13 protein-coding genes are annotated in these 23,279 nt (G+C 39.0%); 6 read left to right on the top strand and 7 right to left on the bottom strand.

Going from position 1 to position 23,279, the window contains the following annotated elements:
* The 4 genes from AC4MRQ_RS00680 to AC4MRQ_RS00665 form a co-directional block, all read right to left on the bottom strand.
* On the bottom strand, positions 1-10,042 hold a 10,042-nt coding region (locus tag AC4MRQ_RS00680; RefSeq protein ID WP_491195703.1), incomplete at its 3' end, for a hypothetical protein.
* Positions 10,043-10,177: 135 nt separating this feature from the next.
* Entirely contained in the window at positions 10,178-11,287 is a 1,110-nt protein-coding gene (gene dprA / locus AC4MRQ_RS00675; protein ID WP_491195702.1) for a DNA-processing protein DprA, read from the bottom strand.
* 264 nt (positions 11,288-11,551) lie between these two features.
* Positions 11,552-12,157, bottom strand: coding sequence for an outer membrane beta-barrel protein (locus AC4MRQ_RS00670; protein WP_491195701.1), 606 nt, complete (start codon positions 12,155-12,157; stop codon positions 11,552-11,554).
* The gene (locus tag AC4MRQ_RS00665) at positions 12,157-12,633 is read right to left on the bottom strand and encodes a hypothetical protein (protein ID WP_491195700.1); all 477 of its coding nucleotides are present in this window, start codon (positions 12,631-12,633) and stop codon (positions 12,157-12,159) included. Before AC4MRQ_RS00665 ends, AC4MRQ_RS00670 begins: the two co-directional genes overlap by 1 nt.
* 224 nt (positions 12,634-12,857) lie before the next feature.
* Between AC4MRQ_RS00665 and aroB the strand changes: the two genes are divergently transcribed.
* Positions 12,858-13,928 carry a 3-dehydroquinate synthase gene (aroB, locus tag AC4MRQ_RS00660; protein WP_491195699.1) on the top strand — a complete coding sequence of 357 codons (1,071 nt, stop codon included), beginning with the start codon at positions 12,858-12,860 and terminating at the stop codon, positions 13,926-13,928.
* A gap of 114 nt (positions 13,929-14,042) precedes the next feature.
* Entirely contained in the window at positions 14,043-15,278 is a 1,236-nt protein-coding gene (aroA, locus tag AC4MRQ_RS00655; protein WP_491195698.1) for a 3-phosphoshikimate 1-carboxyvinyltransferase, read from the top strand.
* A gap of 210 nt (positions 15,279-15,488) precedes the next feature.
* On the opposite strand, the gene AC4MRQ_RS00650 is transcribed toward aroA, so the two are convergent.
* Positions 15,489-17,393 (bottom strand): vWA domain-containing protein, encoded by a 1,905-nt coding sequence (locus AC4MRQ_RS00650; RefSeq protein WP_491195697.1) that lies wholly within the window; start codon positions 17,391-17,393, stop codon positions 15,489-15,491.
* A 105-nt stretch (positions 17,394-17,498) separates the two neighbouring features.
* Between AC4MRQ_RS00650 and AC4MRQ_RS00645 the strand changes: the two genes are divergently transcribed.
* The 3 genes from AC4MRQ_RS00645 (at position 17,499) to AC4MRQ_RS00635 (ending at position 20,051) form a co-directional block, all read left to right on the top strand.
* Complete coding sequence (locus AC4MRQ_RS00645; RefSeq protein WP_491195696.1) at positions 17,499-18,086, top strand: RNA polymerase sigma factor; 588 nt, start codon at positions 17,499-17,501, stop codon at positions 18,084-18,086.
* The gene (locus AC4MRQ_RS00640) at positions 18,079-19,368 is read left to right on the top strand and encodes an energy transducer TonB (protein ID WP_491195695.1); all 1,290 of its coding nucleotides are present in this window, start codon (positions 18,079-18,081) and stop codon (positions 19,366-19,368) included. The genes AC4MRQ_RS00645 and AC4MRQ_RS00640 overlap by 8 nt, the downstream gene beginning before the upstream one ends.
* Positions 19,369-19,601: 233 nt before the next feature.
* Positions 19,602-20,051, top strand: coding sequence for an META domain-containing protein (locus tag AC4MRQ_RS00635; protein WP_491195694.1), 450 nt, complete (start codon positions 19,602-19,604; stop codon positions 20,049-20,051).
* Positions 20,052-20,146: 95 nt separating this feature from the next.
* Here AC4MRQ_RS00635 and AC4MRQ_RS00630 read toward each other — a convergent pair whose 3' ends face one another.
* On the bottom strand, positions 20,147-20,725 hold the full coding sequence (locus tag AC4MRQ_RS00630; RefSeq protein ID WP_491195693.1) for a peroxiredoxin-like family protein: 579 nt from the start codon (positions 20,723-20,725) through the stop codon (positions 20,147-20,149).
* A gap of 238 nt (positions 20,726-20,963) precedes the next feature.
* Between AC4MRQ_RS00630 and AC4MRQ_RS00625 the strand changes: the two genes are divergently transcribed.
* On the top strand, positions 20,964-21,554 hold the full coding sequence (locus tag AC4MRQ_RS00625; protein ID WP_491195692.1) for a porin family protein: 591 nt from the start codon (positions 20,964-20,966) through the stop codon (positions 21,552-21,554).
* Between the two features lie 139 nt (positions 21,555-21,693).
* Here AC4MRQ_RS00625 and gdhA read toward each other — a convergent pair whose 3' ends face one another.
* Positions 21,694-23,046: an NADP-specific glutamate dehydrogenase gene (gene gdhA / locus AC4MRQ_RS00620; protein ID WP_491195691.1), complete on the bottom strand. Its 1,353-nt coding sequence runs from the start codon at positions 23,044-23,046 to the stop codon at positions 21,694-21,696.
* Positions 23,047-23,279 lie beyond the last annotated feature (233 nt).

The raw sequence follows: 23,279 nt of genomic DNA, 5'->3' as shown, positions 1-23,279 counted from the left end.
TACTATCACTTACGCGTAATTGGTAATTACCTGCCAACAAGTTGTTAACAGTAAAGGTACCGGTAGTTGAAGTTAAATCAGGAAGGTTATCTCCAGTGTAATCCAGATAATAAGTGCCACTACCTCCTGATACAATCACCTCAAGCTGACCGGAATCATCTCCGTTGCAAGTTGTTATATCAGTTTTATTAATGGTATTAATAACCAATTCGGTAGGCTCATTAATAACAATTCCCGGGAGTGTTTGCGAGCAGGTACCTTCATCACTTACTGTAACTGACCATGTTCCGGCAACAACGGGATCAGAAGAACCGATAGAAGGTACATTACCAGTAGGATAAGTATCGGTACCATTGGTCCATTCGTATGTAAACAGGTGACCTGGTTCTCGACCAATAGCCGTTACTGAAATGTATCCATCAGTAGCTCCGAAACAACTCACATCTCTGCGTTGCGCAACATTTTCAATAATTGTGAATGATGGTTCAACAACGATGAATGAATAAGAATCAGAACAACCTGTATTTTTATTTAAGACATTGGCAATGTATTCGCCAGCCATTGTTATTCCTGACTCAACAACCTGATCTCCATTAATATCAGAATCACTTATTGTAGCTGCACCAGTTGGAACGGTCCATGTAACCAGGTAATCATCTACAACTGAAATATCGAGTGTTAATTGAGCTTTACACAAGTCATAATCAATACTACCAGACAAAGAAAATGCATCTGGTTCTTCTATCTCTTCTGTATCAGTTACAAAACCAGTTAAGGCATCTTCTACCCTCACATTATATATACCTGGCAACAAGTCTTCAAATAAATAAGTGCTATTAGAAGTACTAACCGTGATGGCTGGGTAACCAGTTTGCTGTATGGCAATAGCATATGGAGGTGTGCCTGAAGTCATGGTCACACGCAAGGTTCCCAACTCGCCATTACAAGCTGCATCGGTGTGCGTTACATTAATGGCCAATGGCTTAGATGTATCACCTATTGTAAAGTCAATTTGTTTGTCGCATCCAGCTACGCCACCAGTAATTATTACATAGTAATCACCTGGATTAAGGTCACTTAGAGCCGTAGTTACTTTATCTGAACTAATTAAAGTTCCATCAGACAGGTACCAGTCAAACTCGTATGTAGCTGGAATACTTCCACCTGATACCGGACTTAAAGTAGCTGTACCATTACCTGTTGCACCTGAATCGGTATTTGGTATGGTATTATCTGTTGTTGAAATACTTACATCCCACTTTAAAGGCGAGGTAATGGTTTGTTCAAATGTTGTTGAACAACCACCATTGTTATCAGTTACGGTTAAAACATAAGTGCCTGCACTTAAACCTGATATATCCTGTGTAAGGGCAACTTGTGCATTAGTTGCTTTATTGCGCCACTCATAAGTATAATCAGTATCCGCAGCTCCCCATCCTCCGGAAACATTTACATTTATTACACCATCGATATCGCCATAGCAGTCTAAAGCTAAATTGCTTGTTGCAGCATCGAGCACAACCGATAAAGCACCATTAGTTGGTTCTGAAACAGTAATGTAGTCAGCTTGATAAGCTGCGCAACTCGTACCCTTACGACGTACCCATAGGTGATAAGTACCTGAAGATAAACCACTAAATATCGGACTATCCTGATAAATTGGCTGTCCTGAACCATTTAATTCAATGGCGTATTCAAACAAGGTTCCACCAACACCATCGCTGGCGGCTGCCTGGTAAACAGCATTACTTTCCCCAATACAGGTAATGTCACTTATCTTTGTTGGCCCTCCAATTATAATTTCTGGAGATTGATTAATCACAATGTTTTCAACTGCCGAAATACAACCATAATTGAGGTCACGTACCAAGGCTTGGTAAGTTTTGGAATCCGTTCCAACCGGATCGTCAGATGATAAACCTTCGAACACATTGGATGATTGCCAGTTAGTACCATTATCAATCGAATACACATAGTTACCACCTGCTGGTGAAGCAGTTAATTCAATACGTCCATCGCTTCCTCCGTAACAACTTACATCAGATTTTGAAAATGATGAAATCGTTAAAGTATGGCCATCGTTAACTGTAAATACTTTGATAACATCACACGGTCTGTCAGCATCCGTGAAAGTTAAGGTATAAACTCCGGCTGGTATATTGGTCTGGTTTAAAGCAGCATAGTCAAAACCAGGAACTGCTTTAGGCATCCAGTCAAAAGAGGTATTGGCCGAGGCACCTGTGATAGTTACATTTGAAATGGCCCCATCATTATTACCACCACTACATGTAACAGGTGTTACATCACCACTAATATAAATGTGACCTAAAGTTGTACTTTGTTCAAAAACCGGAATCGGGCAAGTCACATTTGTTCCTGCATTAGCGTTGGCATCCCACAGCTTAACAGTATAAGTAGCCGGTGCCAGCCCTGTTCCATTATTAAATGAGTATGGATAAGGATTTGCTTCTGTATCCCAGTCTACATCGATCACATCGCTATAACTAAAGCCATTATCACCCTCAATAATAAGGGCATAACTACTAATATTTCCTGGAGACTGAACGCCGCCCGTAATATTAAAAGAGATAATACCATCATTATTAGGATTACAATCAATGGCGCCGGTAAAGTTGTTAACAACAATTGGGTCAGGTGCATTAATGGTTTCATTTTCTGAAGGCAAACCACAGTTGTTCGCATCCTGCGCTGTAATGGTATAATTACCAGGTAATAAACCTGTAAATATAAAAGTAGAACTACTTAAAGTTTGTGATACAGGTGTTGTTCCATCAGTGACAGTTACTGTATATGGCATGGTGCCACCTTCGAGTTCAACTAACAATGAGCCAACATTATCGTTGGCACATGAGTTGACATGGTTGGGAGTCACCGACGTAATATCAAAAACATTTGGTTGAGTTACTTCTTGTAACGGAATGATAACAATACATGTTCCATCAAATGTTTCAACAGTTACCTCCCACTCACCGGTGTCAACATTTTCGGCATCACCCAAAGTATTTCGGTTACCAGTATTAATTGGAGCGGCTGCTGTTGTTGTATTTTGCCAAACATAATTAAAGACATGACCAGGCTCTCTTCCGGTTACATTGACTGCCAGGTAAGCATCAAGGCCTCCATTGCAGCTTATGTTTTTATGCCTGCTTAAATCTTCTGTAACAGAGATAGTTGGATCTTCAACCGTAAGTGTGTAGGTTTCGAAACAACTCTTTGTATCATGCTTAACTGTAAGGATGTAATCTCCTGGTATTGAGACATCCTCGGTAATAGCAAACGCATTATCTGCAGCTGTTCGAGCCACATCTGGTAAAGCAGGTGCGCCCGCCGGAACTGTCCACGAAGCTGTGTAATTCTCACCAAGGCCTGCCGGAACAACTGGGGTTACACTTAATTGGGTTTGACAATTAGCTATAAACGAAGCACTTCCTGTTATGGAAATACCTGCTTGTGGATTGATAGTAAAGTTTTCTTCGATGCTTCCACCATTGCTGTCTTCAACAATAACTATGTATGAACCGGATGCTCCAAAAATTTCTGTAAATGTATTGGCCGTTGTTATTGTAATTTGTGGATCGGCATTGCGTTTATACTTGATGGTGTAATTTGGAACACCACCCAAAACAGACACTTCAAATCGACCATCATCACCAGAACATTCCGGATGGAAGAAATCAATGTTCACGTTTAATGGTACGGTTGTATCACCAATTGTGAAATTACGGGTTTCAGTACAACCATCCGTAAGATCAGTAATAGTTACTGAATAATCTCCCGGATCTAAATTATTAATAGAAGTAGCATCTTCGGTTCCCGGAATTTCAGTTCCGGTTGAGTCGTACCACTTATAACCATAATTTTCAGAATTACTTCCGCCACTAACTGCTGCCAGGTTGGCGGTACCATCTCCCTGAATCACATTTGGCGTATCGTCCGCATTGGTGATTGTGTTTGGAGTAGTGTTAAGGGTAATATTCCAAGGTAGTGGTTCAGTAATAATTTGTTCAAAAGTTGTTGAACAACTATTATTATCTGTGACTGTTAAAATATAAGTTGCTCCTGGAATATCTTTATTGGCCGAGGCACCAGTATTATTCAAATCTTGAGCAGTTCCAAAATCTTCGTTGGTATCTTTGTTACGCCATTGGTAAGAATAATTTCCCCAACCACCAGTTACATCTACATTAATCTCACCATCACCATCGCCGATACATTCCAAATCTGATTTATCAACAAGAGTAACATTCAATACTCCATCAGTAGGTTCTGAAATTTGGATGGCTGTTGGGTGACTAACTTCACATGCATTGAATAAATCTTTAATCAGAATGTTATAAAAACCAGAACTCAATCCGGTAATTGGTGAAGTTTGCCATGTAACGCCAGCATCAATTGAATATTCGAAAGCACCTATAACCGTTGGATCTTCCACATAAGTAGTTACCAAAGTTATTTCACCATCGGCATCCCCCGAACATGTAACATGTTTTGGTGTTGCTACCGTTGTGAAACTTTGTGGTTGTGTAATATCAATATCTATCTCGGCTGATAAACATCCGCTTACATTGTCCTTCACTTGGAAAGTATAAGTTTTTGATAGATCAGCTTCCGAATCTAAAGTCAAGAATTCATTGGATGCTTGCCAAACCGGGCCTTGTGGAGCACCATTAACTCCAGTTATACTGTAAACATAATTAACATTGGCAGGATTAGCTGTAAGCACAACCTTACCATCTGCTCCTCCATTACAAGATACAGATGTAGCCACACCTGACAGTGTAATTGGTGTTGTTGGATCAATACCAAAGGATTTGGTTATTTCACAATTGTTGGCATCATACACAATAACTGTGTGAGCACCAGTTGCTAAACCTGTTAATTCGGGAAGTGGAGAAGGGACCGCTGCTCGAGCACTACCATCAAGGCGATACTCATATGGTCCAACACCACCTGATATTTGTAACTCAACTTTACCGTCATCAGCTCCTGCACATGTTTCAGCAGTTGTTACCAGGTTGAGATCCAATGCTGTAGCCGGTCCGCTAATGTTCACATTAACAGATGTTTTGCAATTTGGATGATTGGCATCACGAACCCAAATGGTGTGTGCTCCTGTTGATAAAACAGGTGTTGTATATGTGGCCGCGCCAGTCAACCAGTTTTCATCAGCATCTAATGAATATTCGTAAGTAGCTGAACCACCACTGGCAATCACCACAGCTTCAGCAATGTTATCGCCAAAACATAAATTAGCAGTTGGGTTAACAGCTGGTACAGCAGATAACACCAAATTTAGTGGTGCTTCGTTATTGATGATTACATCTATATTATCTGAGCAACCTAAAGCATCTGTTACCACAACATTGTAAGTGCCTGCTGGTAAATCAGATGCAACCAACTTATCAGCACTTAAGTTAGTAACCGATGCCGGCCAAACAATGTCGTAACCACTTGGATAAGTTGCTAAATCGGTAAATTTAGTTCCGCCAGAAATACTAATGGCACCAATTCCATCACATTGCGCCGGATCTGCTGCACAGTTACATCCAACTTTCTGAACTTCAGTTGGTGTAATGACTAATCCATTACCAGGTTCAAGAATTGTCACCTGAACATATCGAGCCGCATCTAATACACAAGGTGCATCAACATCCATATCAATTATACGGAAGTGGTAAGTTCCCGCTGTCAAATCAACAAACTCATTAGGAACAGTGTTGGTATTTAATGTCCAGGTTGCACCAGCATTATCCGATATGTAATATTCATATGCACCACTACCACCAGTACCTCTTAAATTAACAACACCATCATTACCTCCATTACAGGTAACATTCGTTACATTGTTGATTCCCAAATTTAAATCATAAGTATGAACATAAGCCGAACCAAGCATGATACGTTCACAAGTTCCTTGTTGAGCAACAATTGTATATGTACCCAAATCGGTAACAGTATTAAAGTCAATCTGACCACCACCAGCAGGACCGGTAATTGTTCTTGCAGGTGTCATTGGATTACCATCCAGATATAATTCATAAACCACACCTGCAGTTGAACCATCTAAACTAACAGTTACACCGGCCGGATCACCTAAGCAATAAGGACCACCACCTGTAACTGAGTATGTACCAACCGGTCCGTCAATAATGTCAAAGGATCGATCACGAGTATTCGTACAGTTTTTCAATAAGTTAACTCGCTCATAAGAATAGGTAATGGTATGGTTTCCAACAGAAAGCACTGCCGGATTCACCTCAGCCTTACCTCCTCCCAGGTCGGTTAAACCTGTTCCCCATAGTACACCATCAATATAAAATTCACCACCTGTTTCTGAGCCTTCAATTTCGAAGATCGCATCACTTTGGCAATATGTTGATTGTAACACACCACTAAAATCAACGGCTTCATTGCGATAAATGGTAACTGGTTTAGTTATCTCGCTTCGACAACCAGCTCCAAGACCTGAAGGAGTAAATGTATATGTAACGTAGTAAGTCCATGATAACAAAGATGGATCAACAGCCGGGTTAAAATTGGCAGTGGCATCATCTCCATCCCCATTAGGATATCTCAATGGATTTGGATTACCAGTAGACGGACTTGCTGTCGAGGTAAAACTATAAGTTCCTGCATCCCCAGCATTAGATGCAGAAATTAAAACAGAATCATCATCCGAACAATAGGCATCTGCCAAATCTATAATATCAATATTGGGTGTACCTACGACAGTAACATCCTGCGTATGAACAGAAGTACAACTACCTGATACTTCCACAGAACATGTAATCGTATGTGTGCCAATACCAGCTGCTTGTGGAGAGAATATTCCAATATTAGATACTATTCCATTACCTGTAAAAATAACTGTTGTATCGGCACCACCATAATAGCCATTAGGCTTAAGTGTCATGGCCGGTTCATTCAGACAAACATTTAATGGTAAGCCATCAAATGTTGCATCCACTGCACCGTCCACTCGGGTAGTCCAAGTTTGCTTTGTAACACAACCTGTTCCATCAACGATAGTATAACTCACTTCATAATCACCTGTTTGACCTGCATTAGCAAGAGCCGTTGGGTCAAAGGTAAATTGCTCTGTTCCTGCAGGGGCACCACCTAGTGTTGGTGGGCTGGTAACATTACCGCCAGGTTCTTTCACACTAAAGGTTCCTCCATCCGGCGTGGCCGTAATTGTTTGAGGTGGAACACCAGCACAATATGAAGAAGCCAGATCCAGGGTCATATTAATACCCACATCAATAGTCATTGTTGTGGAACTTGAACATCCATTATTGGTATAAGTAAATGTAACTGTATGTTGACCGGCCCCAGCAGTAACAGCATTAAATACAGCAGTTCCATCACCATTATCGGTTACTCCGGTTCCTGTAATTGTTGCTACACCTCCAACTGCTAATACTGTTGCACCTCCTACTAAACCTGTTAAATCATAATCGGTATTATCATCCGGACAAATCGGTCCGGTTATATTGGGATTAGAGGTCAAGGTTAATACACCAACACTAAAGTCAATTATTTCAGTAGTTTGTGACACCGTTACACTACATCCAAATCCATCCGTATATTCATATTCAACAGTGTAAGGGAAGCCTGAAGCACTTGTAGAAGGATCAATAATAATGTGATCACCATTATCTACATATGTTAATCCTGCGCCAATAATATTAAAACTTCCATTAGCTCCACCAGGTACTCCAAAAACTGTCTGAGGCCCTGCATCTGAGCAAATAGTTAATGGAAGGTTATTAATCTGGGGGGTTGGTAGCGGTTTTACATCCACATCTGGAATGTTGGCTGTATTTGTACAGCCATTAATGTCAGTTACCTCATAGTAAATGGTGTTATTATCTTGTAAAAATGCAGGATTGCCAGGATCGAATGATGTAACACCTAATCCGAGGGGATTACCATTTACATAATATGTACCTCCTGTCGGAGTAGCATCCATTGCAACAGGAGCATGATCTTCACAATAAAATGGATCCAATGCAGAAAATGTAATAACAGGCAATGCATTAACCGTTACATTATGAGTTGCTGTTGTTTGACATCCATTATTGGCAGTTGCTGTTACAGTATATATCTGGTCAGTACTTGGACTAACCGTTATTGCATTTGTCGTTGCTCCATTCCCCCATAATACACCAGTGATAGCTAAACCAGCTCCGGTAATATTTGGATTGGACGTTAATAAAAGGTTCTGACCTGCACAAACATCTGAGTTTCCAGTTATAGTTACTGTAGGAGATTCTTTAACGGTTATAGTTGCGGCGCCGGCACCTGTTCCAACACAGCCATTACCACCTATAACCTGTGTTACTGTATAGGTTGTTGTACTGTTCGGATCAATAAAGAAGCCAGTATATTTATCACTATTGGAAACTAAAGTCCAGGTGTTAGCAGGAGTTTTATCGTCAGATATAGTAAATGTAAATGGCGCAACTCCAGTAAAATCAATTACGGGGTTAAAGTTCCGGTTAGTACCATCACACTTTGAGTTGTCTGCAAGATCAATGGAAATCGTAGCTGTAGGTAAGGGTGTTTCAGTTATCACCACTAAACCCATTGTTTCAGGACAACCTTCAGGTGTTGTTACCAAAACTTCATAGGTTCCATGTGGCACATTTGTCCATTGCAATACTGCCCCAGTACCACTACCTTGAGCCGTTCCATAATCAGCAAAACCAGCGCCGATATCACGACGCAACTGATAAGAATTACCAGGCTCTGAGCCATCAAGCTCTAATGTTATTCCAGAGTTAGCTAATCCCTGACAATATGTAGTGACACCTCCCAGAGCTGTTAAGTTAAAATTGTCAGGATTGATAATTGTTAAAGAAGGTGTCAGAAATATCGAGCAATTACCCGATGAGGATTCCGCCTCAATCGTATAAATACCATCCGCTACTTGCGCTGGAAAGGTAATGGTTCCTCCATCACCAATTCGGGAAATACCAGTATAAGTGACTGTGCCCGAAACTCTATCTTCACGATATAAGTTGTAACGAACATTGTTTTCCGAATTATTAAAACTAACAACTCCGCTTAAACATTGAACACCAGAACTAATAAAAGTCTTATCTGCAGGTGTTTGCTCTAAAGAAAATGAACCATTCATTTTCATGTCTGCTCCACCACATGGGTTGACAGCATACACTTCATAGGTTCCAATTACATTATCGGTCCAATTGAGAGTACCTCCTCCTGCTTGGGTTCCTGTAACTTGCATTCCATCGCGTGCCAAGTAATAATCCACCCCAAACTCGGAGCCATTAAGAGTAATAAAAATATCGTCAGGAGTACACTCATTACTACCAGTAATATTCTTTGTAGTTGGAATTACTGCCGAAGTAAATGTGAAATCTCGACTTATTGGCAAGCCAGGAGCAGGGCAACCATTAGCATCTTCAATAAGAGTAAGCGTAAACGTTTTATCTATATTCGTATTCCCTAAACTAATGGTCGTATTAGATATAGGGTTCGTTAATGTTGCGTTGTAAGCAATATTGCCTAGTTCATCTTCGATAGTGACATTGTAATCACCAGTTCCTCCTGACACATCAAGCAACACCTGTGGAGTATAGGAAGCACCACAAGGGTTTGGATTTATAGCTGAGAATGTATGTACTGTAGGAGCATCGGATACAATAATGGATACATCATAAGTAGCACCGCTTGTATGCTCCCATTGCACATTATAGGTATTGCCAGCAACAAAACCAGAAATAATATCATCATCTGCTCTATTATTACCTCCGGGATCAATAATTGTTAATCCAGAGGTAATGGACCAACTACCATTATTTATATGACCATTGGCATTAGGGTCAGGAATTGCATTCTGAAGGACTTCTAAACCAGTTAGGCTTCCATTACCACAAGTACTAATACTTTGTCCTTTAACATTAACTCCTACCAACAAGCTAAGGATAAACATCAATGATGCAATCCTCCCACTTAATCTAAAACTGATTAACGTTCGGGTATTTACGCCCATGTCCCCTAACTTTAGTTTTTTACTCTACTATCCTAATGTCTTAAAAAAACTTTACGCAAAATAGCCAATTTTGTTTGCCTGATCACCGACTTTTTGCTTTTAATATTTAAAAATTCAGTATTTATTTCACTTGTTTTACCTAATTAGCTTAAACCCATTACCTGGCAAAGGTTTTACCAACCCTGCAAATTCCAACGATAACATGGAAGCACTTACTTTACTAACTGGCAAGCCACTTTTTAAGCAAAGTTCATTAGCTGTTAGTTCTCTATTTTCCTGCATTAAATTAAATAGCACTTCTTCCTCTTTACTGTTAAATGACTGAAAAAGACTTGACTGTACAGCCTTGGATTTCCCTTTGCTTTCCCATCCTAATGCATACTCCAGATCTTCCACATCTTCTATTAATGCCGCTATGTTTTTCTTTATTAAATAATTCCCGCCTTTAGCTAAATCTTTTGACGGATTGCCTGGAAATGCCAATACATCACGATTATATGACTCTGCAATACGTGAAGTGATAATGGCTCCTCCTTTAATGCTGGATTCAACCATAATCACTGCATCAACCAATCCCGCCACAATACGGTTACGGCGAACAAAGTTGGGTTTATCCGGCTTGGTTTCGGAGATAAACTCAGTCACCAAACCACCATAGTCAAGCATCTCTTTAGCAATATTGCGGTGTAAAGACGGATAAATTCGATCCAGTCCGTGCGCCATTACACCAAATGTTGGTAAATTATTTTTCAATGCCGATTTATGAGCACATACATCTATTCCATAGGCTAATCCACTCACAATGCCAGTTCCCGGATACCGCTCTGCAATTCCTTGAATCAGTTTTTCGCAGTTTACTTTTGCGTCATCTGACGCTTTACGCGTACCTACAACGGCAAGCATCTTCTTCCCTTCCAACTGTATATTTCCTTTGGTATAAAGAATAATTGGAGCATCCTCACAATAACTTAAACGTCTTGGATAATTATCACTAGTAAAGTATAAGATTTGGATATTGTGCTTTTGAATAAATTCCAACTCTTGTTCGGCTCGTGGCAACACTTCAGCAGATTTAATTGCAGTTGCAAGGTTATGACCGATACCCGGAATTTTTGATAATGACCTTACACTTTGAGAGAAAACAGCCTGTTCATCACCAACGTAAGCGATGAGATTGCGAGCTAACTTAGGCCCAATGCCTTTAATCAGGCTAATGGCAATTTGATATATTAGTCTATCAGACAAGTGAGGTTTGATTAATGACTATTAAAAGTAGAAAATAATTTGAATTTAGCACTAATTCATTGGTAAAAATTGACAAAACAATGATTAACCACTTACATTTTCTATATCGAAAAACAACTTATATTGCTCGTTGTGCAAACAGTTTACAAACAAAAGATTAACATCGTTTTAGAAGAATATTTTCGCACAATGTAAAGCGTCTTGATACTTCAGACTCGTACTTAGTATTTAATAAATAGTTCAAATTCTAACGATCTATGCACATCAATAGTCATGAGGAATTCTAAATGTTATACCAGTGGTCACCAATCCCAGATTACCATGTCCCACTTCAACCAGCATGGATATATTATCATTTAAGAAATAACGCACACCAACCAACGGTCTGAGTTTAACAGCAAATGATGATTCGCTTGAATCCTGAAACTCTTCTTGCTCTTCAATCCAAACATCGGTTTCTTCTGAATTACTCCATTTAAACAACAAGCCTGTACCGGCATATATATCCCAATCGCCCAGGAAAATCGAATAATTGCTCCACTTCTCAATCCAACCTGCAAAATGAATATTTGCTACTCCACCAATGGCAAAATCAGAATATTTATGAACATTGGTCGCTAAAGTATCATTAACGTACTTATCATTGTTAAACCCCATTAAAGCACCTACACTTAAATAATCGGTCACTCCCTTTTCAACAGATAAGGAAATTGGTGGTACTTTTCGAATGCTATAACCATTCCAATCATTTCGGTTACTATAATCGGCAAATGATATTTTTGGATTGATGTACCAGTCTTTATTATGAAACTGCCCCAATGCGACTTGATAAATACTAACTACAAACAAAAACAATATTAATCTTCGCATCACGACTTTTTATTAGTTGATATTTGATTGGCATATGATTTTAATAATTCAATGTCTTTTTTATTGCAAGCACTTAAACCAACGGTTGGAAACATAGCAATTCGCCCTTTGACTCTTCCGCATATAATTAAACCCGAACCTAAAACACCAATGCCTCTTCGTACTTTTACATATTTAATGCGCTCATGTGGTAGCACAATTCGTTTGTATTCGCGCCAAAATGGAAACAAATTATAATACTTCACATCCAGTAAACGCTCATTTCCTTCAACTTCAACATAACAGAAACCTCCCAAATAATAAAGCACGATAACCAGTATCAGAAACAGCCAGATCAACATTTCAATCATTTTATCAGAAGTCTCTAACCACAAATAATTGATCCCTATTGGTACGATTGCCAGTAATACCAAAATACGCAACACAGTACTGAGACGTTTAGCTTTTTCTTTATTATCAAATTTCAGTTTCATCATCGAAAAGTTATTACTTCAAAAACACAGTAATTGTAACAACATGACATTTATCATCAAGTTTTACTTACAAATTGTTGCTTTTTCTTAAAGACAAGTAAAAACATATTTTCAATCGCTAAAAATAACTATTTTTGCAAGCATCAAACAATCCGTATGGCGAGAATTGTTATTACCAACTCAATTTATAGAGTATAATTCGCTTGTTTTATCATTAATTATTAGTAATGTTTCCATTATTATCGAAAGAATCAAATGTTTTTATCGCTGAAAATTTAAAGAAAGATATTGAGCATTTTATCAGTAATTTTCCTCACGATAAAGTCTTTTTATTATCTGATGAAACAGCCTATCAGCTATGTTATCCAAAGATCAAGGATGTTGTTGGTATATCAAAAGAGCGTACGGTTATTATTGAGCCCGGTGATAACAATAAAGGCATTGAGGCTTTAGCTAAGGTGTGGCATCTTTTAAGTCATGGTGGAGCCGATCGAAAATCTTTATTAATTACTCTTGGTGGCGGTATGCCTTGCGATTTGGGTGGCTTTGCTGCTTCTACTTTTAAGCGAGGTATCCAGTTTATTAATATTCCAACAACTTTATTGGCACAGGTAGATGCATCAATAGGCGGAAAAACTGGTATTAATTTCGAAGGGTTTAAAAATGAAGTAGGTGTCTTCAATCAGGCAACAGCTGTGTTGATTGAAACCAGCTTTTTAGATACACTGGACAATGAAAATATTATCTCGGGCTTTGCCGAAATGATTAAGCATGCCTTTATCTATTCGGCTGAACGATGGGAACAACTAAAAGCTTTTGACATTCTGAATCCTGATTATGAAGCTCTAAAAGACCTGGTTGCAGATTCAATACGGATCAAAGATTATTTCGTACAAAACGATCCACTTGAAAATCATATTCGCAAAGCACTAAATTTTGGTCACACCTTTGGTCATGCTTTCGAGAGTTTGGCGATGCATGAAGGCAGAGGAATGCTGCATGGTTATGCCGTTGCTTATGGTATAATTTGCGAACTGTATCTGTCACATATCCGATTAGGCTTCCCAATGCCATTGGTAATGGAAATTGCCAATCAGTTAGAAGAAATATTTGGTCATTTTGATTTTACGCAGGATCATTTTGAGGAATTATACAGATTAATGACTCACGACAAAAAGAATGACTCTAACCGGATTAACTTCACCTTACTGGAAGAGATTGGTAAGATTCAGATTAACTGTCAGGCAAGTAAAGAAGAGGTTTTTGATGCCTTGCATTTTTACTGTAATATCAAGTAGGTTTAAGATTTTAGACATAAGACTCAAGACAAATTACAAGATGCTTAATAATCCTGACAAAATATAGGTTTAGCATAAACTCAATCCTTTTATCGATTCCAGAAGAATATGATGATGCAATATAAATTACAATACCAATCAACCAACGATAAAGTTCAGATACAACTTCCTTCATCAAAAAGCATTAGCAATCGATTGCTGTTATTAAATGCTTTGAGCTATAGTCCATATGAGATTAAGAATTTGTCGGACAGTGATGATACGCAGGCCATGCTGAAGGTATTACGGTCAAACAGCACCACTTTTGATATTGGTGCAGCTGGCACAACCATGCGTTTCTTAACTGCTTTTTTATCAAAGATTGTTGGTGAATGGGTGATCACCGGATCGAGCCGCATGAAGGAGCGCCCCATTAAAACATTGGTGGATGCACTTAACCAGCTTGGAGCCAAAATTGAATATGTGGAGAAAGAAGGTTATCCGCCTTTACGCATTTTTGGCAGTAACCTTGAAGGAGGTGAACTGGAGCTTCCGGGTAACGTTAGCAGCCAGTATATATCGGCCTTGCTGATGATTGCACCAACCATTGAAAATGGTTTACGATTAACGTTGACAGGCGATATTATTTCACGCCCTTATCTGGAAATGACCTTGGCCCTGATGAAAGATTTTGGTGTGGCCAGTCACTGGAAAGGAAATGTGATAACCGTTCCTGAAGGACAATACCAACCCAAAGTGGTAACAGCTGAATCGGACTGGAGTGCTGCCAGTTATTGGTACGAAATAGCAGCTCTGAATCCGCAAATGGAAGTGAACCTGAAAGGACTTAAAAAGATTAGTCTACAAGGTGATTCCAACGTGAAGCTGATGTTTGAAAAACTGGGGGTTAAAACAAAATTCTCTCAAAAAGGAACCACCCTTACCAACACAGAGACGAAACCTTCCAAGTTCAACTATAATTTTATTAATGAACCTGATTTAGCGCAAACATTGGCAGTCACTTGTTGTTTATTGAATGTGCCGTTTCGCTTTACCGGCTTACAAACATTAAAAATCAAAGAAACAGATCGCATAACTGCCCTGATTAATGAATTAAAGAAATTGGGCTATATACTTAACAGCAATAACATTGATGATTTATCGTGGGATGGTGAAACAACTGCTGTTGACAATAATGAACCAATTATTATCAACACCTATAAAGATCACCGCATGGCAATGGCCTTTGCTCCGGCCGCTATACAATTCCCTAATATTGTGGTTGATGATCCGAAGGTAATAACGAAGTCTTATCCAAAGTATTGGGAGGATATTGCTTTGGCAGGGATTGAGAATAAAACTGTTGGATAGGGGTATTTTTGTTAATTTGTTGAATCGTCGATTTGTCTATTTGTGTTGCATAAGGATCGCATCTTTAATACCCATAATGTAAATAAAGATACGATCCCTAGCTTAATTCTGCTTCAATTAGTTCAATTGTTATTGTAATCCCGACTATACTTCATCCAAAAACCTTTTCCAAAGTTTCAGAACTTTGGAAAAGATCAGATAATAATTAAGCTATTCATTCGTCGCATACTGCTGACTAAGACTCTCAGCAGTTTTTATCAGGCGAATCATCTCGGCTTTAAAACCTTGTTCATCAGCTCCCCTGGCTTGTTTTGCCATTCTTTTCAATACTTCAAATTCCACATCGCCTTTATAAGGTGAGTCTCTCAATACCATTCCAAATCCGGCTACCGATGCTGCAAACCGGAAGTCAGCACTGGCCTTTTCAAAACTTCTCACATTACCAGTCATCACCTCCTGAAGCAGGATACTTTTGTCTTTATCCGGTTGTTTGTAACGAAGTTTTAAGGTCAACCATTCATCCGAATGCTCCTTAGTTACCGCATATTTTTTTTCCTGGTACTTCAACTGATCTACGGACTTAATCCATTCTTTACTATCCTTAGCTCCCACTGGAATAATCTCGTATAAAGCAGTAACGGTGTGCCCCGCCCCTATTTCACCAGCATCTTTGGTGTCATCGTTAAAATCTTCGTCATTCAACAATCGATTTTCGTAGCCGATTAAACGATATGCCAACACTTTTGAAGGATTAAATTCAATCTGAAACTTCACATCTTTGGCAATGGTAAATAAAGTCCCTCCAAACTCACTGACTAAAGTCTTCTGTGCTTCCTGAAGGTTGTCAATATAGGCATAATTCCCATTTCCCTTGTCTGCTATTATCTCCATGCGGTCATCTTTATAGTTACCCATTCCAAAGCCTAATACTGTCATAAAAATGCCATTGTCTCGCTCTGCTTCCACCAACTCTTCCATGCCGGCATTGGAACTGACTCCTACGTTGAAATCGCCATCAGTTGCCAGAATAATCCGGTTATTGGCATGCTTCTGATAATTTTCTTTGGCCAGCTGATAAGCCAGTTTCAGACCTGCACCACCGGCTGTTGAGCCACCTGCTTCCAATCGATCCAAGGCATCGAGTATTTCTTTTTTATTCTTGCCCGATGTAGGTTTAAGTACCACGCCGGCAGCACCGGCATAAACCACAATCGACACATGATCTTCCGGTCTTAATTCATTCACTAATAACCGGAATGATGATTTTAATAATGGTAATTTATTGGAACTGTTCATCGAACCGCTTACATCCAATAAGAAAACCAGGTTAGAGGGCGGCAGATTCTCCTTTTCTATTTCTTTACCTTTCAGACCAACCTTTAGCAGGTAATGTTCTTCATTCCAGGGACACATGGCCATTTCGGAGTTAACCGAGAAAGGATGTTCTCCATCTGGCTGCTTATAATCGTAATCGAAATAGTTAATCATCTCTTCAATCCGTACTGCATCCTTTGGAGGCAATTGTCCGTTATTTAAAAAGCGACGGATATTGGTGTATGATGCGCGATCAACATCAACGGAAAAGGTTGACAGTGGTTGTTTGGTCACTTCTTTATAGCCATTTTCATTGATCGAGGCATAGTTTTCGGTATTAAATTCCTGTCGGAAAGTGGTAGGTGCAAAATAGGCAGCCTGGCCCATTAATGGTTTATTCCTATTTATTTTTCCAACACCTCTAACCATCGTCACACTACTCATAACAGATTGTTTCTTCTGGACACCATAACCAGCAACTATCACTTCATCCAACTCACAAGCATCCGGTTTTAATGTCACATTGATAGTCGTCTGATTTCCTACTTTAACTTCTTTGGTTTCATAACCAATAAATGCGAAACTAAGAATATCATTTTCGCTGTGTACTTTAATCTGGTAATAACCCTTTGCATCAGTGATGGTGCCATCTTTGGTTTGAAGGTTAACAATATTCACACCCGGCAACGCTGCACCGGTTCCGTCTGTCACATGACCGCTCACTGTTCTTAGTTGAGCCTGAGCACTGCCCATTAATATCATCATAGATGTCATCAGGAATAAAGCTATCTTTTTCATCATCATAAGGTTTTTAAATTAAACGTTTACCCTAGGATGCAGCTTCAAATCAAATTCCATAAAAGTTTTTGATATTTTTTCTACTTTTAAAAATTCCCAAAAGAAGGTATGGTGTTTAATTGGTTAAAAAACAAAGAGAAAAGCGACGATCAGCTTCTGAGCGAATTTAGAAAGAGCGGCGATATAGATCTGTTGGGATTATTATTCGAACGCTACATGCACCTTGTATATGGTGTATGCTTAAAATATTTAAAGAATAAAGAAAACGCACAGGATGCTGTAACCGATATATTTGAAAAGCTGGGTAAAGAATTACTAACCAAGTCGGTTGATAATTTTAAGCCTTGGTTATATGTGGTGACAAAAAACCATTGCCTGATGTTTCTGCGAAGTCAGCAAACTCAGCTTCGAAAAGAAAAAGAATTTGAGAAAAATGAAGCTGGTTTTATGGAATCCGATTTTGTTTTGCATCCTGATAATGACGAATGGGAACCCGAAGAGATGGATAAGCGACTGCAGGATTGCTTAAATCGCTTGCGTGAACATCAGCGGGCCTGCATTGAGCTATTCTTTTTTAAAGAATTGTGCTATCGCGAAATAAGTGATAATTTAAAGCTCGATATCAAGAAAGTAAAGAGCTATATTCAGAACGGAAAGCGTAATTTGAAAATTTGTATCGAATCGTATAGTGAGTAGCAAAAAGAGACATATCAAAACAAACGATGCAGATGCTTTTCAAAGGTATCTGAACAATGAAATGCCGCCCTCAGAAGCGCATCAATTTGAGCGTCAGCTTCTCAACGACGCCTTTGAACAGGATGCGCTGGAAGGACTCGCATCAATTGATTCCGGTTCGATTAACCATGACCTTGAGCATATCAAAGCTAAACTTGGCACCAAAACAAAACCATTATGGCGACGCCCGGCAATGTATGCAGCTGCATCTCTTGCATTAACCATTGGAATTGTGAGTACCTTATGGTGGATTGTACCTGATGAACCCGCCACTGTTTCTGAAAGTAGAATGGAACCGTCTGTTTCCGAACAGATTCCTAAACAAACTGAGTATAAACAGTCTGCCATTCCCGAAGTGGCAAAAGAAAAGAAATCCTTGGATGAGCTACCTCAACAAAAAAAGTTGGCACAAGCTCCAAGTCCATCGGTTAGTAAGGCAGAGGCAAATAAAGAAACCCCGATTCAGCAGGAGGCTAAACAAATACAAACAATTAATGATTTCACTCTGGCTGACGCTGAAAACGTTGAAGTGGAAACTCCCAAAAGAATGGGAAGAGAAGAGAAGGTGGAGAATGAAGCTTTTTCTGTGGATTTTGGTACTATTGAAGGCACCAAAATTGAAGGCTACACTAGTTCTTCAAAGGATAGCAACCTCAAAATTGTGAGAGGCAGAGTGATGGATCGAAATAATAAACCTTTGCCGGGTGCCAATATTCATATTAAAGGTACACAACTAGGTACCGTTGCTGATATGGATGGACACTATGAAATGACCATCCCGGCACAGGATTCATCAAAACCATTATTAGCCAACTTTATTGGCTTTGTACCCCAAGAATCAACCGGTAATGCTGACGATTCGATTAATTTCATGCTCGAAGAAGAATTAATTGCTTTAAGCGAAGTGGTTACAACTGGTTATTCTGAGGAGGAAAAGCGACGAATTACAGAGTTTATCGATGCTGAGCCGCAAGGCGGAATGGAGAAATATATTACAGATATTGAAAAGTCATTGCGCTATCCTAAGAGCGGCTCAGGTAAAAAAGAACAGGTAGTGGTTCTGGTAACCATCGACCTTAAAGGTGATATCAGCAATATTGATATTAAACGCAGCCCGGGCGAAGATTACTCAATCGAAGTGATTCGCGCCATTCGAAAAGGTGCCGACTGGATTCCGGCAAGCAATAAAGGATTTCCGGTTGACGACACTATTAAGCTTAAACTTCGTTTTATCCCAGACTAAAAAATTCTCATTATTGATGCAACCTTTAAACTGATCTATTGTCTATACCTACAAAACCTGATATAAAACGAACCTGTAAATTTTAATTGGAAAATTGTACACAGGTAGAAGTGTATGATCTAAAACTTAACCATATGAAACGAACATGAATTTTGCATTCTAATTTTCACACAAGAGAATGATTAAAATTCATCGAGAGTTCCATCTGACCGTTAAAGAATAAATTTAACCATATGAAAACCCAAATTACCCTTTTAAGCGTTGTTATAGTTTTGCTAACAGCATGCGATCCTGCCACATACGTCAGTAACAAACACTATTTCAAGGAAGATTATTCCATCTCATCGGTAAATGCTCCTTCCTACCCTTTTTCGGATGAGCCAAATGAAACACCAATTAATATTTCATTTCCCAAGCAGGGAGAATTTAGCTTACAACTATCTGCCAATACTTGTGGTGGTCAATACACCGCCTCAAAAGATGGTACCATTTCGTTCACTAACACCAATTGCACATTAAGCTGCTGCGAATCTGACTGGGACCATTATATTCTTACATTGTTGAGAAAATCTACAAGATACGAAGGTGGCGAAGATGGTCCACTCTATCTTTATATCGACAATAAAAATTACCTGACACTTGATATCAGGTTAGATGAAGGCTTCATTCCATCCGACAATTAAACAATTGGACAAGTTAAATTACATCTTTCTACCTGGTCTTTGACCTAGTTGATAATCTCTTTTAATTGTGCACTGTACACAGTTTATTCAACTACTTAAAGCGCTTCCAGAATTTCCTTAACCGTCATGCGATTCTTATAATCTTTATTAAAATGGCGAGTTGTAACAATACCATCCTTTGATACGATAAAAGTAGCCGGCACCGGTAACGCCCGGTCGTCATTTCCGCTTGCTTCATTAATATTGATACCATATGCTTTATAAGCCAGGTGTTTGCTCTTACTCATTGTAAAAGTAACATCATAGGCATCCATTATCTGATGGTTTTCATCATAAACGATTGAAAACTTAGCGTTCGATTTTTCTACAGTTTTTTTAATCTCCTCACTCTTTTCAGGTGTAATGGCAATCACTTTAGCACCTTTTTCATTAATCAGATGTAAAGAATCCTGCAAAGCCGACATATGGCGGTTACAGAATGGACACCATTGACCTCTGTAAAACACAATCACAACAGGGCTTTTTTTAAGCTCCATGGCCAAGTCAATTACATCCCCGTTTTGGTCATTGGCAACAAATAATGGTGCCTCCTCATTGACCTGAATTCCTTCCTGCGCATTTAACTTCAGCCCTGAGAAGACTGTTATGGCTAATAAAATGATTATTTTTTGCATTGTATAAGTATTTGATATTTTAAACTTTACCTGCTTAGTCGTTAATAATTGTAATTCCTTACTAAAAAAAGTAAGTGTATTTCAATATACATGTGTCTTACCAATGTGATATTCGGAAAACTATATAAACCTATTAATGTGCAATGGACAACGGATTTCATTGTGAAGTTGAGAAAATCTTCATAACAGAATCCAACTATTAATTTCAAATTGTCCATTGATAGTAAAACTTAACAACATGAAAAAAACTTTATTAGTACTATCTCTAGTAATCGCTGTAATAAGTACATCCGCACAAGATCGTGTAGCAATTGGATTGAAAACAGGTTTTAACTCAACTAAAATTAAATTAAGTGATATTCCTGATGAAACAGACATTAAAAATGAAGCTAGCAGTGGATTTTTAATTGGTGCCTATGGTAAAGTTCGACTGCTTGGCTCATTATCATTACAACCTGAAATTTACTATGCCAAGAAATCAACCGAAATGACAGTTGAAGATATAAGTAAGAATACTTTTCACACTTGGGATATTCCTATTTTGGCTAATTTACAGTTATTAGACCTAAAAGCCTTAAAGGTATATGGTGTAGCCGGACCTGTAGCCTCGTTCATTGCCAAAACAAAAACAGATATTCCAGAGTGGGATGAATTTAAAAGTACAAACTGGACTTTTCAAGCTGGTGGAGGTGTTGAAATTTGGAAATTAACTGCTGATGTGCGCTATGAGTGGGGTTTGTCTGATATTTCAGATCTTAAAACATTTAACATTGGTCAGAAAACCAATGTTGTAACATTCTCTATTGGTTATAAAATCTTCGGTATTTAATAAAAATATTACCCAAATCTAAATAAAGTCGGTTCCGCAATGGGCCGGCTTTTTTATTTCATTTACTCGCCGCCCGATTAATAGACATCTAATCGAACGACGAGTATTATATTGAAGTTTCTAACAGCAACACAAAGCATTATACCGCTCCTTGCGACATCATGGCATCGGCTACTTTAACAAAACCGCCAATATTTGCTCCATCTACATAATTAATAAAACCGTTGCCTTTGTTTCCGTATTCACAACAAGTTTGATGAATACTTTGCATAATGGTCTGAAGCCGTTGATCCACCTCTTCGCGTGTCCAGTTAAGCCGCATACTGTTTTGGGTCATTTCCAGTCCTGAAACAGCAACACCTCCAGCATTGGCTGCTTTGCCTGGTCCAAACAAGATGCCTTTGTCAATAAACACCTGTATAGCTTCAGGTGTCGATGGCATATTAGCACCTTCTGAAACGCAGAAACAACCATTACTGATCAAGGTGATCGCTTCCGTCTCGTTAATTTCATTTTGAGTAGCACTTGGCAATGCAATATCCGCCTTTTCACTCCACGGACGCTCTCCTTCTACATACTTAGCACCGTATTTGTCGGCATATTCTTTAATACGGCCACGCTTATTGTTTTTGAGATACATCACGTATTTCAATTTTTCAGAGTCAATGCCATCCGAATCGTAAATATATCCGCTCGAATCAGATAAAGTGACAACTTTACCACCAAGATCATTGACTTTCTCAACTGTAAACTGAGCGACATTACCCGATCCTGAAACCAAAACTGTTTTGCCACTAAAACTTTCTCCTCTTGTCTTAAGCATTTCCTGCGCAAAGTAAACATTACCATATCCGGTTGCTTCGGGTCGGATAAGACTTCCACCCCATTTAAGACCTTTACCAGTCAGTACACCGGTAAACTCGTTCACAATGCGCTTATACTGCCCATATAAAAAACCTATTTCACGACCACCAACACCTATATCACCAGCCGGAATATCTGTATTAGGGCCGATGTGCCGGTATAGCTCGGTCATAAAACTTTGGCAAAAACGCATCACCTCGTTATCCGATTTACCTTTCGGATCAAAATCACTACCTCCTTTTCCGCCGCCCATTGGCAGAGTCGTTAAACTGTTTTTAAATACTTGTTCAAAGGCCAGGAACTTCAGAATACCCAGGTTAACTGTCGGGTGAAATCGTAAGCCACCTTTGTAAGGTCCAATAGCGCTGTTCATCTCAATGCGATATCCACGATTAACGCACATCTCGCCCTTATCGTTCACCCAGGGAACCCGAAACATGATTATGCGCTCTGGTTCAACAATCCGTTCAAGGATACGAGCATGTTTGTACTTAGGATTTTCATCAAGAAAATGGTCGAGTGATTCAACCACTTCGTGTACCGCCTGGTGAAATTCAGGTTCGGCAGGATTCTTCGCCATCAACTCAGCCATAAAAGCCGAGGTGCTTAATGATGAAGTGTGTGACATAATAGTAGCATTTAAGGGGTTATTAATAGAATGATTAGATACATAATTTGAACATTTGCTCTCTGTTACTCCCTCCTACCCTTATTATGCATTTTGAAGTATTAATTGTGCATCCTTCGGGTTTAACCTACTTTCAGCCTAAATTCGGGTCTTGGTTTATCGTTTCTTTTCAATAGAAAAAAGTTAAGGAATTAATTTTCGAATTGCGATAGCTATTTGATTTAAAGTGAAAT

It is taken from the genome of Carboxylicivirga sp., from assembly GCF_982718395.1.
The sequence above is the reverse complement of the archived record's forward strand: the minus strand, read 5'-3'. Positions and strand labels throughout refer to the sequence as shown.